This is a genomic window from Verrucosispora sp. FIM060022 (assembly GCF_003977705.1).
In the GTDB taxonomy this organism is placed as follows: domain Bacteria; phylum Actinomycetota; class Actinomycetes; order Mycobacteriales; family Micromonosporaceae; genus Micromonospora; species Micromonospora gifhornensis.
Genome location: NZ_RQIV01000011.1, coordinates 89181 through 103756 on the forward strand (window position 1 = coordinate 89181; position 14576 = coordinate 103756).

12 protein-coding genes are annotated in these 14576 nt (G+C 73.7%); 7 read left to right on the top strand and 5 right to left on the bottom strand.

Annotation, left to right across the window (positions count from 1 at the left end; all coding sequences use genetic code 11):
- The first annotated feature begins 34 nt into the window (after positions 1-34).
- A complete protein-coding gene (locus EG812_RS24785; protein WP_126712931.1) occupies positions 35-991 on the top strand; it encodes a DMT family transporter in 957 nt (318 codons plus the stop codon).
- A gap of 4 nt (positions 992-995) precedes the next feature.
- On the opposite strand, the gene EG812_RS24790 is transcribed toward EG812_RS24785, so the two are convergent.
- The gene (locus EG812_RS24790; protein ID WP_126712932.1) at positions 996-1463 is read right to left on the bottom strand and encodes a DnaJ family domain-containing protein; all 468 of its coding nucleotides are present in this window, start codon (positions 1461-1463) and stop codon (positions 996-998) included.
- A 144-nt stretch (positions 1464-1607) separates the two neighbouring features.
- On the opposite strand from EG812_RS24790, the gene EG812_RS24795 reads away from it, so the two are divergent.
- Positions 1608-2258 carry a LysE family translocator gene (locus tag EG812_RS24795; protein ID WP_102656111.1) on the top strand — a complete coding sequence of 217 codons (651 nt, stop codon included), beginning with the start codon at positions 1608-1610 and terminating at the stop codon, positions 2256-2258.
- A gap of 10 nt (positions 2259-2268) precedes the next feature.
- Here the strand turns inward: EG812_RS24795 and EG812_RS24800 are convergent, their stop codons facing one another.
- Positions 2269-4266 (bottom strand): beta-galactosidase, encoded by a 1998-nt coding sequence (locus tag EG812_RS24800; protein WP_126712933.1) that lies wholly within the window; start codon positions 4264-4266, stop codon positions 2269-2271.
- A 375-nt stretch (positions 4267-4641) separates the two neighbouring features.
- On the opposite strand from EG812_RS24800, the gene EG812_RS24805 reads away from it, so the two are divergent.
- The 5 genes from EG812_RS24805 (at position 4642) to EG812_RS24825 (ending at position 11422) form a co-directional block, all read left to right on the top strand.
- Complete coding sequence (locus EG812_RS24805) at positions 4642-5859, top strand: ROK family transcriptional regulator (RefSeq protein ID WP_043724454.1); 1218 nt, start codon at positions 4642-4644, stop codon at positions 5857-5859.
- A gap of 270 nt (positions 5860-6129) precedes the next feature.
- Entirely contained in the window at positions 6130-8574 is a 2445-nt protein-coding gene (locus EG812_RS24810; protein WP_126712935.1) for a beta-glucosidase family protein, read from the top strand.
- Complete coding sequence (locus EG812_RS24815; protein WP_233579621.1) at positions 8571-9608, top strand: LacI family DNA-binding transcriptional regulator; 1038 nt, start codon at positions 8571-8573, stop codon at positions 9606-9608. The genes EG812_RS24810 and EG812_RS24815 overlap by 4 nt, the downstream gene beginning before the upstream one ends.
- Before the next feature lie 12 nt (positions 9609-9620).
- Entirely contained in the window at positions 9621-10799 is a 1179-nt protein-coding gene (locus tag EG812_RS24820; protein WP_126712937.1) for a coiled-coil domain-containing protein, read from the top strand.
- A 281-nt stretch (positions 10800-11080) separates the two neighbouring features.
- A complete protein-coding gene (locus tag EG812_RS24825) occupies positions 11081-11422 on the top strand; it encodes an RNA polymerase-binding protein RbpA (protein ID WP_007070998.1) in 342 nt (113 codons plus the stop codon).
- 59 nt (positions 11423-11481) lie between these two features.
- Here EG812_RS24825 and EG812_RS24830 read toward each other — a convergent pair whose 3' ends face one another.
- The 3 genes from EG812_RS24830 to lnt all read right to left on the bottom strand — a co-directional run bounded on the left by EG812_RS24830 (position 11482) and on the right by lnt (position 14570).
- Complete coding sequence (locus tag EG812_RS24830; protein ID WP_126712938.1) at positions 11482-12030, bottom strand: FxsA family protein; 549 nt, start codon at positions 12028-12030, stop codon at positions 11482-11484.
- Positions 12031-12120: 90 nt separating this feature from the next.
- A complete protein-coding gene (locus EG812_RS24835) occupies positions 12121-12924 on the bottom strand; it encodes a polyprenol monophosphomannose synthase (protein WP_199743946.1) in 804 nt (267 codons plus the stop codon).
- Positions 12925-12956: 32 nt separating this feature from the next.
- Positions 12957-14570: an apolipoprotein N-acyltransferase gene (gene lnt, locus EG812_RS24840; RefSeq protein ID WP_126712939.1), complete on the bottom strand. Its 1614-nt coding sequence runs from the start codon at positions 14568-14570 to the stop codon at positions 12957-12959.
- Positions 14571-14576: the final 6 nt, after the last annotated feature.

The following is a 14576-nucleotide window of genomic DNA, read 5'->3' on the forward strand; positions in this document are numbered from 1 at the left end:
ACCCGAGGGGTCACCGTCCAAGATCATTGCACGCATGGGTGCAGCACTGTGTCTTCTCTCCGCGGCCTGCTTCGGCGCGATGGCGATCTTCGGAAAGCTCGCGTACGACGCCGGGGTGTCACCCGGGGCGTTGCTGCTGGTGCGCTTCAGCCTGGCCGCCGTCCTGCTGGGGATGGTCCTGCTGGTGCGACCGGGGCTGCGCCACGCCGGTGCGCGCACGGTCGACGCGGCCGGGCGGGCGCCGATGAGGCGGGGGCGGGTGCTGGCCGTCGCCGTCGGCCTGGGCGCCGTCGGGTACGCCACGCAGGCGAGTCTGTTCTTCTCCGCGCTGCAACGGATGGACGCCTCGCTGCTGGCCCTGATCCTCTACACCTACCCGGTCATGGTGACCGTGGTGGCGGTGGCGCTCGGTCGGGACCGGCTCAGCCCCGCGCGCGGGGCGGCGCTCGTGGCCGCCTCGGCGGGCACCCTGCTGGTGCTGCTCGGTGCCGGCGGGGTGAGCTTCCACCCGGTCGGGGCGTTGCTGGCGTTCGCCTCCGCGGTCACCTACACCGTCTACATCCTGGTCGCCGACACGGTGGTGCACCGGTTGGCCCCGGTGGTCCTGACGGTCCTGGTGATGACCGGTGCCGCCGGCACGCTCGGCGTCCGCGCCGTGCTCACCGGCGGCGTCGACCTCGGGTTCGGGCCGTCGGGATGGTTCTGGCTGGCCTGCATCGCCGTGGTCTCCACCGTGGTGGCGATGCTCACGTTCTTCGCCGGGCTCAAACGCACCGGCCCGTCGACGGCGGCGATCCTGTCCACCTTCGAGCCGGTGGTCACCGCCGCACTGGCCACCCTCGTCCTCGGCGAGTCCCTGACCCCGGTGCAGCTCCTCGGCGGCGTGCTGGTGCTCTCCTCCGTCGCCGTCCTGCAACTGCGCCGGACCCGCCGTCAGGGCCCGGCACCCGAGCGTGATCGGCCCGTTGTGACAGCGGGAGTCGGGTCGTAGGCGGTCAGCCGGCGCGGCGGCGGCGGAACCAGGTACGCCGGGGCGGCGTCGGTGCCTCGGCGACAGCGGCCGGCGACGCGGTGCGGGTGGCTCGGCGATCGGCCTGCCAGCGCCGCACCACCGCGTCGGCATTCACCGGTCGCACCACCACCTTCGGGCCGGACGGGTTACGCAGCCACGCGATGATCTCTTCGTTCAAAGCGGCGACGCAGGCCCGTACGGACTGCTCGGTGGGCAGGTCACAAACCTCGTCGGGCAGCTGTTCGATGCGGCGGCGCAGCAGCAGCGGGGTGGGTAGCAGCAGGTCGGTGGGCACCTGCTCGCGTTCCAGGAAGCTCTTGATCCACCAGGACTCGTCGTAGGGCAGGCCACGGCCGGGAATCGGCTTGCCCGCACCGGGCAGGTTGTCGAACTCGCCCCGTTCCTGGGCCGAGCGGATCTGCGCTTCGACCGACGCCTGCCAGCTGTCCATTCCGCGACTCCCCCCACCTCACGGTAACGCGACCACGGGTACCCGATGCACAGCGTCATCGTGTCCGTCGGCATTCCGCGAGTCGTCCGTCGCGCCGAACGACAGCGGCGCTAGGCTCCCCGACGAAGACGGGGGTGTACGACGATGGTGAGTACTGCCGGAATTGTCGGAATCGCGCTTGTCGCTCTGGGGCTGGTGCTGACGCCGGGGCCGAACATGGTCTACCTGGTGTCGCGGTCGGTGACCCAGGGACGGCGCGCCGGGTTGATCTCGCTGCTCGGGGTGGCGGCCGGTTTCGCGGTCTACCTGGCCGCCGCGGTGGCCGGCATCGCCACGGTGTTCGTGCTGGTGCCGGCGCTGTACACGGCGGTGAAGGTGGCCGGTGCGGGATACCTGCTGTGGCTGGCGTGGCAGGCGGTGCGTCCGGGTGGGCATTCGCCGTTCACCCCGACGCCGCTGCCGGCCGATCCGAACCGCCGGCTGTTCACCATGGGCCTGGTCACCAACCTGCTCAATCCCAAGATCGCCATCCTGTACGTGTCGCTGCTGCCGCAGTTCATCGACCCGAGCCGGGGTGCGGTGGCGGTGCAGAGCCTGCTGCTCGGGTCGACCCAGATCGCGGTGGCGTTGACGGTGAACGGGCTGATCGTGCTCACCGCCGGCAGCATCGCCGGGTTCCTCGGCCGACGGCCCATGTGGCTGCGCGCGCAGCGGCTGGTGATGGGTACGGTGCTGGCGGCGCTGGCCGTACGCATCGCCGCCGACCGTTCGCACGCCGCCGTGGCCGCGCCCTGACCTCAAGCTGTCAGTGTTCGCGCAGCACGGCGACGCCGCCGGGCGGCAACTGCACCGCCTCGCCGACCGCGGTCGCGGTGAGCAGGTCGGTGCCGCGGGCCGGAACCCGTTGCGGGGTGTCGGTGTGGTTGAACAGGAACAGCCAACTGCCATGCGCAGCACGGCGGCGGACCGCCTCGACGCCGGCCGGTGCGTCCGGGCACACCGGGGTGAGGCCGGCCGACCGGGCCGCCTCGTCGAGCAGGCGGCGATAGGTGGCGTCGTCGGGTCGGGTGGAGACGTACCAGGCGGTCCCGGAGCCGGCCCGGTGCCGGGTGATCGCCGGCTGGCCGTCGAGGACCCCACCGGCGTACGCGGTGATCACCTGCGCGCCGGTGGGCCGTAGCGTCTCGGCCCAGATCCGCCCGGTCCCGCCGTCGCTCAGCCGCACCTGGTCGTCGGCGGCGAGCGGATGGAACTCCTCGACCCGCACGCCGAGCAGGTCGCGTAGCGCGCCCGGGTAGCCGCCGAGTCGCACCCTGGCGTGTTCGTCGGCGACCCCGCTGAGGTACGTGGCCAGCAGGTGTCCCCCGCCGGTGACGTACTCGCCGACCCACTGGGCGGTGTCGTCGTCGGTCAGGTAGAGGGCGGGCAGGACGAGCAGCCGGTACCCGGTGAGCGGGTCACCGGGCAGCACGATGTCGCAGCCGTAGCCGGCGTGCCAGAGGGCGCGATGGGCGGCGGCGCTCTCCTGCTGGTGATCGAGCCGGTCCGAGGGCATACCCGGGTGGCGCAGCGCCCACCCGCTCGCCGCGTCCACCGCCAACGCCACACCGGCCTCGACCTGCCCGTCGACCTCGGCGAGTCGGTGCAGGGCGGCGCCGAGGTCGGTCGCCTCGCGGAAGACCCGGCTGTCCGGGCCGGCGTGTGGCACCAGCGCCGAGTGGAAGCGTTCGGCGCCGCCGGTGGGGGCCCGCCACTGGAAGAACATCGCCCCCTGCGAGCCGCGGGCGACGTGGGCGAGGCTGTGTCGGATCATGCGGCCGGGTTCCTTGGTGTGCGCCCGACCGGTGGTGTGGATCTGCTGGGGGGCGCTTTCCATCAGCAGCCAGGTCGACGTCGGGTCGCCGTGGTGGCGGCTGCCGTGCCGGGCCCAGCCTCGGGCCAGGTCGGCGACCAGGGCGGTCTGTTCCTCGGCGCCGATGTCGACCGCCGACGGGTAGTGGTCGACGGCGACCACGTCCACCTCGCCGGCCCAGCGGGCGTGGTCGACCGGCACCCAGTCGCCGAGCACGTAGTTGGTGGTGACCGGGATGCTCGGGTTGGCGGCGCGCAGCAGGTCGCGTTGTTCGCGGTACGCGGCCAGCAGGGTGTCCGACCAGAAGCGACGGAAGTCGAGCAGTTGGCCGGGGTTGGCCAGGTACTGGGTGGCGCGGGGGGTGCTGATCTGCGTCCAGTCGCTGTAGTGCTGGCTCCAGAAGCTGGTGACCCAGGCGTCGTTGAGGGCGGCGAGGTCGCCGTGTCGGTCGGCCAGCCAGCGGCGGAACGCGCGGGCGGTGTGTTCGCAGTGGCAGATGGTGCCGTACTCGTTGTGCACGCGCCACAGCGCCAGGGCCGGGTGGTGGGCGTACCGGTCGGCGAGGGCGCCGGCGATGCCCCGCGCGGCCGTACGGTAGGCGGGCGCGGCGGCGCAGTAGGTGTCCCGGCTGCCGTGGTGCAGGCGTACGCCGTCGGCGGTGACCGGCAGGGCGCCCGGGTGGACCGCGGAGAACCACGGCGGCGGGGAGGCCGTCGGGGTGGCCAGGGCGACGCGGATGCCGCCGGCGTGCAGCAGGTCGAGCACCTCGTCGAGCCAGTCGAAGGTGTACCGGCCGGGGGCCGGTTCCAGGCGGGACCAGGCGAACACGCCGACGGTGACCAGGTTGACCCCGGCCCGGCGCATCAACGCGACGTCCTCGGCCCACACCGACGCCGGCCACTGTTCCGGGTTGTAGTCCCCGCCGAAGCAGAGTCGGCCGTCGTTGAACATGCCACCCACCCGCCCATTTAGTTTGAGATCCGTCCAAACTAGGGATGGACTCTGCCCATGTCAAACCCCGACCGATACTTTCGGCGGCCGGTCATGCGTTGACAGTTCGTTGGAAAGTTAAAGAAACTGTCGGCACTGCCCGAGGTGGGTCGGGCCCACGGTCGGAGCCGTCCGGAACCGGCGCAGCGGAAGGGAGTTTGCCGCCTCCGACGCCCCGACTAGCATTAGTTGGGTTTCCAATCCAATAGACCGATCGACGGTGATCCGTCCCCAGGACAGGCAAGTGCCAGCGCGGCCGGCGGCGTGCCCGGCCCGCCACGGCCGTACGCGATGATGGACGCACGCCGTGACACCGGCGCAGGGAGCGGGCAGATCGTGATCAGCATCCACAGCGAGCCGCAGCCGACCGACCTCGGTGACGTGCGGGTCGCCAACCGGGCGGTCGTACTGCGACACGTCCGTCTGCACGCCCCGTGTTCCCGGGCCGACATCGCCGCGCACACGGGCCTGAACAAGGCCACCGTCTCCAGCCTGGTGGCCGAGCTGATCGATCAACGGCTGATCCGCGAGACCGGGCTGACCGAGAACCGGGTCGGCCGCCCGGCGACGATGCTCGTGCTCGACGGCGAGCCGTACGCCGCCCTGGGCCTGCAGATCGGCGCCGACGAACTCGTCGCGGTCGCCATCGACCTGGCCGGCAATCGCCTGCTGACCTGGCGGCGGGCCTTCGCCGCCGGCACGGCCTCCCCCACCGAGACGCTCCGGGCGCTGGCCGCGCTGGCCCGTCGGGCGATCGGCCGGGTCGGCGCGCAGGGCCGCACGGTGCTGGGTCTCACCGTCGGCGTGCCCGGGCTGGTCGACTCGGCCGGCACGGTGCCGGTGGCCACCGCTCTCGGCTGGCGGGAGGTGCCCGTCGCCGCCGAACTGCGCGCCGCGCTGCGGGAACCGGCCTTCACCGTCGGCGTCGACACCGTCGCCAACCTCGCCGCCATCGCCGAGCAGCGGCACGGCGCGCACGCCGGCACCGCCGACCTGGTGCACCTGACCGGCGGCATCGCCGTCGGCGCGGGCATCATCGCCGACGGCCGGCTGCTGCGCGGCGGGCGTGGCTTCGCCGGCGAGATCGGCCACCTGTGCCTCGACCCGACCGGCCCGCAGTGCTTCTGCGGCGGCCGGGGCTGCCTGAGCGCCCTGGTCGGCCTGCCCGCGGTGGTCCGCCGGCTGCTGCCCGACGTCGAGGCCGACGGCCCGGTCACCGACTACCTGCCGGAGTTGCAGCGGATCGTGGCGCTGGCCCGGCAGGACGACCCGGCCGTGCTCAGCGGGCTGGCCGAGACCGGCCGGCACCTCGGGCAGGGGGTGGCCGTCCTGGTCGACCTGCTCAACCCGGAGGCGGTGGTGGTGGGCGACCACCTCGCCACCCTGGCTCCCTGGCTGCTGCCCGCGGCCCGGTCCGGGCTGGCCACGCGCGCCCACGCACCCGGCGCCGGCGGCTGCCGGCTGGACGCCTCCATCCTGGACACCGCGGCGGCCCTGGGTGGCGCCACCGCCGCCCTGGCCGCCGTCGAGGCAGGACGCCTGCCCGGGCGCTGATTCCGGCGACACCGACCGACCCGGGTGATCGACGGAGCACCGCGTCCGACCCTGCGCCGAGTCTTGACCGGACCCGTGCCGGGTGCCAACCTCGAAGCGAGCCGCTCCGCTCGGGCACCCGGGGCGGCTTGCTTTCCACGGTTTGTCGAAGCGCTTCACCAGCGTCCGGGCCGACGACCGTCATCCCACCCTGACCTGCGATGCCGCTCGGCCATCGGTCGTCGAAGCGCTTCGACTCTCGGCGTGCCGGGCACTGGAAGGCGAACCACCATGACCGACCGCAGTACGCCCCCGCACCAGACACGCGTCGACGACCTGGTCGCCGCGCTGACCCTGCCGGAGAAGATCGGCCTGCTGCACCAGTGGCAGGCGCCGGTGCCCCGGCTCGGCCTGCCCGGCTTCCGCACCGGTACGGAGGCGCTGCACGGTGTCGCCTGGCTCGGCCCGGCCACCGTCTTCCCCCAGGTGATCGGCCTGGCCAGCAGCTGGAACCCGGAACTGGTGCGGGCCGTCGGCGTCGCCGTCGGCGAGGAGGTACGCGCCAAGCATCACGCCGACCCGCAGCGCGTCGGCCTCAACGTGTGGGCGCCGGTGGTCAACCCGCTGCGGGATCCCCGCTGGGGACGCAACGAGGAAGGCTGGTCCGAGGATCCGTGGCTGACCGGCACGCTGGCCACCGCGTACGCCCACGGGCTGCGCGGTGACCATCCGCAGCGGCTGCGCACCGCCCCCACGGTCAAACACTTCCTCGCCTACAACAACGAGACCGACCGGGCCACCACCTCCAGCGACCTGCCGTCCCGGGTGCTGCACGAATACGAACTGCCCGCCTTCCGGGCCCCCATCGCCGCCGGCGCGGCGGTCGCCGCGATGGCCTCCTACAACCTGGTCGACGGGGTGCCGGCGCACGTGAGCCCGCTGATCGAGGCCGAGTTACGTCGTTGGGCGCCGGGCGAGGTGCTTGTCGTCGGCGACGCGGGCGCGGTGAGCAACCTCGCCGGGGTGCAACGGCACCTGCCCGACCACGTCAGCGGATTCGCCGCCGCCCTGCGGGCCGGCGTCGACAGCTTCACCGAGGACGACACCGACAGCGCCCCCACCCGGCAACGCCTGACCGAGGCGCTGCGTCGAGGACTGATCAGCGTGGCCGACGTCGACCGGGCGGTACGCCGCATCCTCACCCTCCGCTGCCGCCTGGGTGACCTGGACCCACCGGAGACCGACCCGTACGTCACCGGCACCGACGTGATCGACTGCCCGGCGCATCGGCGGCTGGCCCGGGAAGCCGCCCGCCAGTCGGTGGTGCTGCTGCGCAACGACGGCCTGCTGCCCCTGGCCGCGCCGCCGCGCATCGCCGTGCTCGGCCCGCTGGCCGACACCGTGTACGAGGACTGGTACAGCGGCACCCTGCCGTACGCGGTGACCCTGCACGACGCGCTGGCCGCGCGGCTGCCGCAGGTCAGCACCCATGCCGGCGCCGACCGGATCGCGCTGCGGGTGGCCGGACGCTACGTCGGCTGCCCGGACGACGCCGACGGTGGCCCGCTGACCGTCGACGTCGAACCGGCCTGGTTCGACGTGTTCGACTGGGGACGGGACACGGTGGCGTTGCGGGCCGTCGGCAACGGTCGACACGTCGGCGTCGACGACGACGGCGTGCTGGTCAACGACCGACCGGGGCCGGGCGGCTGGGTGGTACGGGAGACCTTCCAGTTCGACCCGCTGCCCGCCGGCACGGTGCTGCTGCGGCACCTGGCCACCGACCGGTACGTCACCGTCGACGCCGACGGGCGGCTTCGGGTCGACGGCGACGGACCGCAGGCCGCCACCGCCTTCGTGATCGAAGTCGGTGGCGACGGGGCCGCCGAGGCCGCCGCGCTGGCCGCCGCCGCCGACGTGGCGGTGGTGGCGCTGGGCAACCATCCGATGGTCAACGGCCGGGAGACCGAGGACCGGGTCGACCTGGCCCTGCCGGCCCGCCAGGAGGCGCTGCTGCGGGCCGTGTACGCCGCCAACCCACGCACCGTGCTGGTGGTGACCAGCAGCTACCCGTACGCGATCGGCTGGGCCGAGCAGCACCTGCCGGCGGTGCTGTGGTCCGCGCACGGCGGACAGGAACACGGCAACGCCCTGGCCGACGTGCTGCTCGGCGACGCCGAACCGGCCGGCCGGCTCACCCAGACCTGGTACGCCGACACCGCCGAACTGCCCGACCTGCTCGACTACGACGTGATCGGCGCCGACTTCACCTACCTGTACCACCGGGGTGAGCCGCTGTTCCCGTTCGGACACGGCCTGTCCTACACCGACTTCGACTACACCAACCTGCGCCTGAGTGCGACGGCGGTGCCGGTCGGCGCGGAGGTCGAGGTGAGCGTGGACGTCACCAACACCGGCGAGCGGGTCGGCGAGGAGGTGGTGCAGCTCTACACCCGGCAGCGTCGCTCCCGGGTCAAGCAGCCCCTGCGACAGTTGCGGGACTTCGCCCGGGTGACGGTGGCGCCCGGCGAGTGCCGCACGGTCACCCTGCGGCTGCGCACCGCGGAGCTGAGCTGGTGGGACGTCGACCAGGGCCGCCTGGTGGTGGAGGACGCCACCCACAGTGTGCTGGTGGGCCGCTCCGCGACCGACGTGCGGCTCACCGGCACCGTGGCCGTACGCGGTGAGACGCTGCCGTGTGCGTCGCGGCTGTCCAGCACGAGCGGGGCGCGGTGAGCGGGCGCGGACGGGTGGCGTCCGGGCAGCCGACCATCGCCGACGTGGCCCGCCACGCGGGTGTGGCGGTGAGCACCGTGTCGTACGTGCTCAGCGGCAAACGGGCCATCTCCGAGGTGACCCGCAGCCGGGTGCTGTCCAGCATCCGGGTGCTCGGCTACCACCCGAACGCCGGGGCGAGGGCGTTGGCCAGCCGCCGGTCCAACGTGATCGCGTTGGTGCTGCCGCTGCGCTCGGGCATTCAGGTGCCGGTGGTGATGCAGTTCGCCACCGCCGTGGTGACCTCGGCCCGCCGCCACGACCACGACGTGCTGCTGCTCACCTCCGACGAGGGTCCGGAAGGGCTGCGCCGTATCGCCGCCGGTGCCCTGGTCGACGGGGTGCTGGTGATGGACGTGGAGTTGCACGACGTACGGGTGCCGTTGCTGCGGCAGCTGGGCCGACCCAGCGTCCTGATCGGGCTGCCCGCTGACACCAGCGAGCTGACCTGTGTGGACCTGGACTTCCACCGGGCCGGGCAGCTCTGCGTGGAGCATCTGGCGGGGCTCGGTCACCGACGGATCGCCCTGCTCGGCGCCCCGGGGGCCGTCTACGACCGGGGCACCGGGTTCGCCCACCGTACCCGCGCCGGGGTGATCGAGGCGGCGGCCCGCCACGGTGTCGACGCGGTGACCATGCCGTGCGAGGAGAACGCCGCCGACGTCCACCACCGGGTGGTCGGGCTGTTCGCCCGCCACCCGGACATCTCCGCGTTGATCGTGCAGAACGAGGCGGCGGTCGCACCGATGCAGGCGGCCCTGGCCGCATCAGGTCGCCGGGTGCCCGACGACGTGTCGGTGGTGGCGGTCTGCCCCGACCAGTTCGCCGACCACGCCAGTCCCCGGTTGACCTGTGTGCCGGTGCCCGCCGAGGAGATCGGCCGGCAGGCGGTGTCGCTGGTGATGGGCAAACTCCGCGACGAGCCGGTGCCGGAGGTCACACTGCTGCCACCACGGTTGACTGTGCGCGACAGCACCGCCCGCCCCGGCCACTAGACTGCCCGTTCGATGGACGCCGAGCCCGCCACCGACACCCGCCCCTGCGCCCACTGCGGTGCCGACGTGCCGCAGCGGGCCGGCGCGGGCCGACCCTTCCGCTACTGCCGGGACAACGACGGCGCCTGCCAGCGTGCCTCCCGCAACAGCCGGATGCGTCACCGCAACGCCCCCGGCCTGCCCGGTCAGGTGGCCCGCACCTGGGAGGCGGTGGACCGGCTCGACCAGATCGTGCAGACGTTGACCGAGGCCCTGCACGCCGAACTGTCCCCGGCCGGGGTGGAACGGCAGTTGGCGCAGGTACGGGCGGAGACGGCCGGTGCGGTCGCCGCGGCGCAGACCGAACGCGACGAGGCGGTGCGGGCGGCCGAGGACGCCGCGGCCCGGGCCGAGCGGGACCGCCGGCAGGCGCAGGCCGCCACCGCCGAACGTGATGCGGCCCGCCTCGACGCCGACCGGGCCGCGCAGCGGGCGGCGGCAGCCGACGCGCGGGCCGAGCGGGCGCAGGCCGACCGGGACGAGGCCCGCCGGGCCGCGGTCGCCGCCGAGGCGCTGCGCGCGAAGGCGCAGACCGACCTGGACGACGTCCGCGAACAGGTGGCGGCCACCCGCGCCGACCTGGACGCCGAGCGGCGTCGCACCGCCACGCTGGTCGCCGAACGTGACACCGCCCGCGCCGAGGCGCACCGCGCCGACCGGGCCGCCGCCGAGGCCACGGCCCGTGTCGAGGCGCTGCGCGCCGAGGTGGAGCAGGTCCGCGCACAGGAACAGCAGGTGCGGGCCGACCTGGCCCAGGCCCGTACCGACGCCGAACAGGCGACCGCGCGGCTGGCCGCCGTCCGCGTCGACCTCGACCAGGCGCAGCAGGCCCGGGCGCAGGCCGAGGCGGACCGGCAGCGGGCCCAGGCCACGGCCCGGCAGGTCGGGGTCGACCTGGCCGCCGCGATCGCCGACACCGATTCGCTGCGCGCCGATCTGGCCGCCGCCGTCTCCCTCGCCGACACCCTGCGCGCCGAGCTGGCCGCCGTACGGGAGGCGGCAGCGGCCGCCGACAGCCGCATCGGCGAGCTGACGCAGCGTCTGCGGGCGGCCGAGAGCGACCGCGACGACGCCCGGGAGCGGGTCGCCCAGCTCGCCGGTCAGGTCGCCGAGCTGGCCACCGCGCTGACCCGGCGCGCCCCCACCGGCTGAGTCGCGCCGCCCCTCGCGCCCGGTCGGGGAGCGTTTCGGGGTGAAGGTGGCGAGGCGCTACGCCGGTGCGGTGGGACGGCGGGCTAGGATTTGCGCTGACGGCGGCGATGGGCCGCACGACCCGGCCGGGGCGGACCCCGCCGGGCACATGCCGTGGCCGGTTACCCTTGACTGTGCACCCGCGGGTAGCGGGCCGTCGAGGCGTGGCCGCAGGGAATGGCCCGGCGACGGCGGACCGTTACACCGACAGGACCAGCACCACCGAAGAGGGGAAGTCGATCATGGGCGAGCGCATGCTGCGCGGTAGCCGACTGGGCGCGGTCAGCTACGAATCCGATCGCAACACGGAGCTCGCGCCGCGGCAGACCCGCGAGTACCTGTGCGCCAAGGGCCACCAGTTCGAGGTTCCGTTCGCCGTCGACGCCGAGGTGCCCACCACCTGGGAATGCAAGTTCGACGGCAGCGTGGCCCGGCTGGTCGACGGCACCGAGCCGGAGCAGAAGAAGGCCAAGCCGCCGCGTACCCACTGGGACATGCTGCTGGAGCGGCGTTCGATCGCCGAACTGGAGGACATCCTCGCCGAGCGGCTGCAGGAGGTACGCACCCGCCGCGGTCGCGCCTGACCCGTCCGACGACGACGCCCCCGGGAGGTCACCTCCCAGGGGCGTCGTTCGTTGTCTCGTCAGCGTGGCTCGACGATCTCACCCTCGATGGCCTGACCGTTGTCGACCACCGGCGCGGCCGGCGGGCGCGGCGTGGCCAGACCGGTCGGCTCCGGTCGGGTCGCCTCATCCGGCTGCGGCGCACCCCGGTACACCCGCACCCGACGCGGCCCGAACAGGTCACCGGCGGTCATCGACGACACCCGACGCTCGGCGGCCCGCTGCATCCCGCCACGCGCCAACTTCCGCACCGGCGGCACCAGCAACACCACCCCCACCAGGCCACTGACCAGGCCCGGGGTCGCCAGCAGCAACGCGCCGAGCAACCCCACCAGCCCGTCGGTCACCTGCCGTCCCGGCGGCCGACCGGACTGCGCGGCCTCCCGGAAACCCCGCCAGGCGCGGATGCCTTCCCGCCGCAGCAGCACCATGCCGAGCAGGGACGCCGCGAACACCAGCAGGGTCGCCGCGCCGAAGCCGATCGCCCGGCCCACCAGCACGAACACGGCCAGCTCCGCGACCACGGACACCAGCAGGGCCAACGGTACGAACCGCAGTGACCGGCGCATATCACCCCATCCGCCGCATGGCGTGTCAACGTACGCGGCTGGCCGGTGCGGCGCAGCCGTCTGCGTACCTCCAGCATGACACGACCCGGCTCACGGCCACCGCGCCTGCCCCGCCGTGACCGCCCGCCACCCCCGACGCACCGCCGTACGCCGGTCATCCACCGCCCACCCGGTGATCCGCCACAACGCCTCCACCACGATCAGCGGACTCATCTTGCTGGCGCCCCGTTCCCGTTCCGCGAACGTGATCGGCACCTCCGCGATACAGGCCCCGGCCCGATGCGCCAACCGGCACAACTCCACCTGGAACGAATAGCCCTGCGACGACACCGACTCCAGGTCCAGCAGGTCCAGCAGGCTCGACCGGTAGACCCGGTAACCACCTGTCGCATCGGCCACCGGCATCCCCAACGCCAGCCGCGCGTACAGGTTGCCGCCCCGCGACAACAGCAGCCGCCGCAACGGCCAGTTGACCACCCGCGCGCCCCGCGTCCACCGCGACCCGATCACCACGTCGGCGTCGACGGCGGCGGCCAGCAGAGCCGGCAGATCCCCCGGATCGTGCGACCCGTCGGCGTCCATCTCCACCACCGCGTCGAAGCCCCGCTGCCGCGCCCACGCGAACCCCGCCAGGTACGCCGCGCCGAGCCCCTGCTTGCCTTCCCGGTGCAGCACGTGCACCTGAGCGTCGGCGCGGGCCAGGTCCTCGGCGATGGCGCCGGTGCCGTCAGGGCTGTTGTCGTCGGCGACGAGCACCTCCACCTGCGGGGCGGCCCGCCGGACCCGACCCACGATCGCCGAGACGTTGTCGGCCTCGTTGAAGGTGGGGATCACCACCAGCACCCGGCCCACCCCAGGCACCTCGGTCATCGCCGGACGAATGGTCTCCTGCATCACCGCTGCCTCCCTCGTGCCGGCCCGCGGGTCTAGCCGGGGCGCCGCCGCAGCACCGCCGCGCCGGCCAGCGCGGCCACGGCCAGCCCGGCCAGCAGCACCTCCGGCAGCATCCCGATCCGGGTGGCCAGCGTGCGCCCCTCGGTCAGCGTCAGCTGCCGTACCACGACCGCGCGGGTGTTGAAGCCGGTCGCATCGCTTACCCGCCCGTCCGGGGAGACGAACCCGGACACCCCGACCGTGGAGGCCATCAACGCCGGCCGACCGTGCTCGACGGCCCGCAACCGCACCATGGCCAACTGCTGACGGGCCTCGGCCACGTCGAAGGTGGCGTTGTTGGTCTGCACCACCAGCAACTGCGCCCCACCGGTCACCGTGTCCCGCACCAGCCCGTCGTAGGCGACCTCGAAACAGATCACGTCGCCGAGCACCACCGCCGGGGTACGCACCACCCCCGCCTCGGTGCCGGCCACGAAGTCGGCGCGGACCCGGTCGACCTGCTTGCTGACCATCCGGGCGAGGTCGCGCATCGGCACGTATTCGGCAAACGGCACCGGATGCCGCTTGATGTACAGCTGCTCCAGGTCCGGGCCGGTACCCGGACGCCACAGCAGCCCCGCGTTGCGCACCTGCCCCTGCTCCGGGCCGCTCAACACCGCCCCGACCAGGATCGGCACCCCGACGGCGTCGGCGGCGGCCGAGATGCGGGCACCGGCGGCCGGGTTGCGCAGCGGGTCGATGTCGCTGGAGTTCTCCGGCCACACCACCAGGTCGGGCTGTGGCCGCGCACCGGCGGCCACCTGGCCGGCCAGCTCGATCGTGGCGTCGACGTGGTTGTCGAGCACCGCCTGCCGTTGGGCGTTGAAGTCCAACCCCAGCCGCGGCACATTGCCCTGCACGATGGCGACCGTGACACTCCCACCGCTCGCGGACCCGCCCAGCGGCACCAGCAGCGCGCCGGTGAGCAGCACCAGCACCGCCGCGCCGGCCCCGGCAGCCGGAACCCACCAGCGTGCCGCGGTGGGCTGCCGACGGGCCTGGACCAGCCACCAACCGGCGGCGACGAGCAGCCCACCGGTCACCGCCACCGCGAACGTCACCAGCGGGGCGCCGCCGACGGCGGCCAACCGCAGCAGCGGCGAGCCGTCCTGACCGAACGCCAGCCGCCCCCACGGAAACCCACCGAACGGGGTGCGGTCACGCAGCGCCTCCTGCCCCACCCACAGCACACCGGTCACCACCGGCCACACCGGCGGGAACCGGTCGACAAGCGGCGACACCCACGCCGTCGCCACACCCAACAACGCCAGATACGCGGCCTGCAACAGCGACAACAACACCCACGGCAGGTAGCCGGTGTGCAGGTTCGTCCACGCCAGCAACGGCGCGAACAGGGCCACACCGGTCACGAACCCCAGACCGGCACCGGCCCGCAGCCGCCGCCGATGCGTCGCCGCGGCCAGCAGCGCCACCCCCACCGGGGCCAACGGCCACCACCCGTACGGCGGGAAGGCCAGCAGCAACGCCAACCCGGCGGCCACCGCCATGGCCACCGCCACCGGCAGACGCAGCGGCGACAGGCGCGGTGGCGGGGTGGCCGCGGCGACAGGGTCCACGGTCGTCACGGGCGAGTCGGGCACGGTCACCCGCCG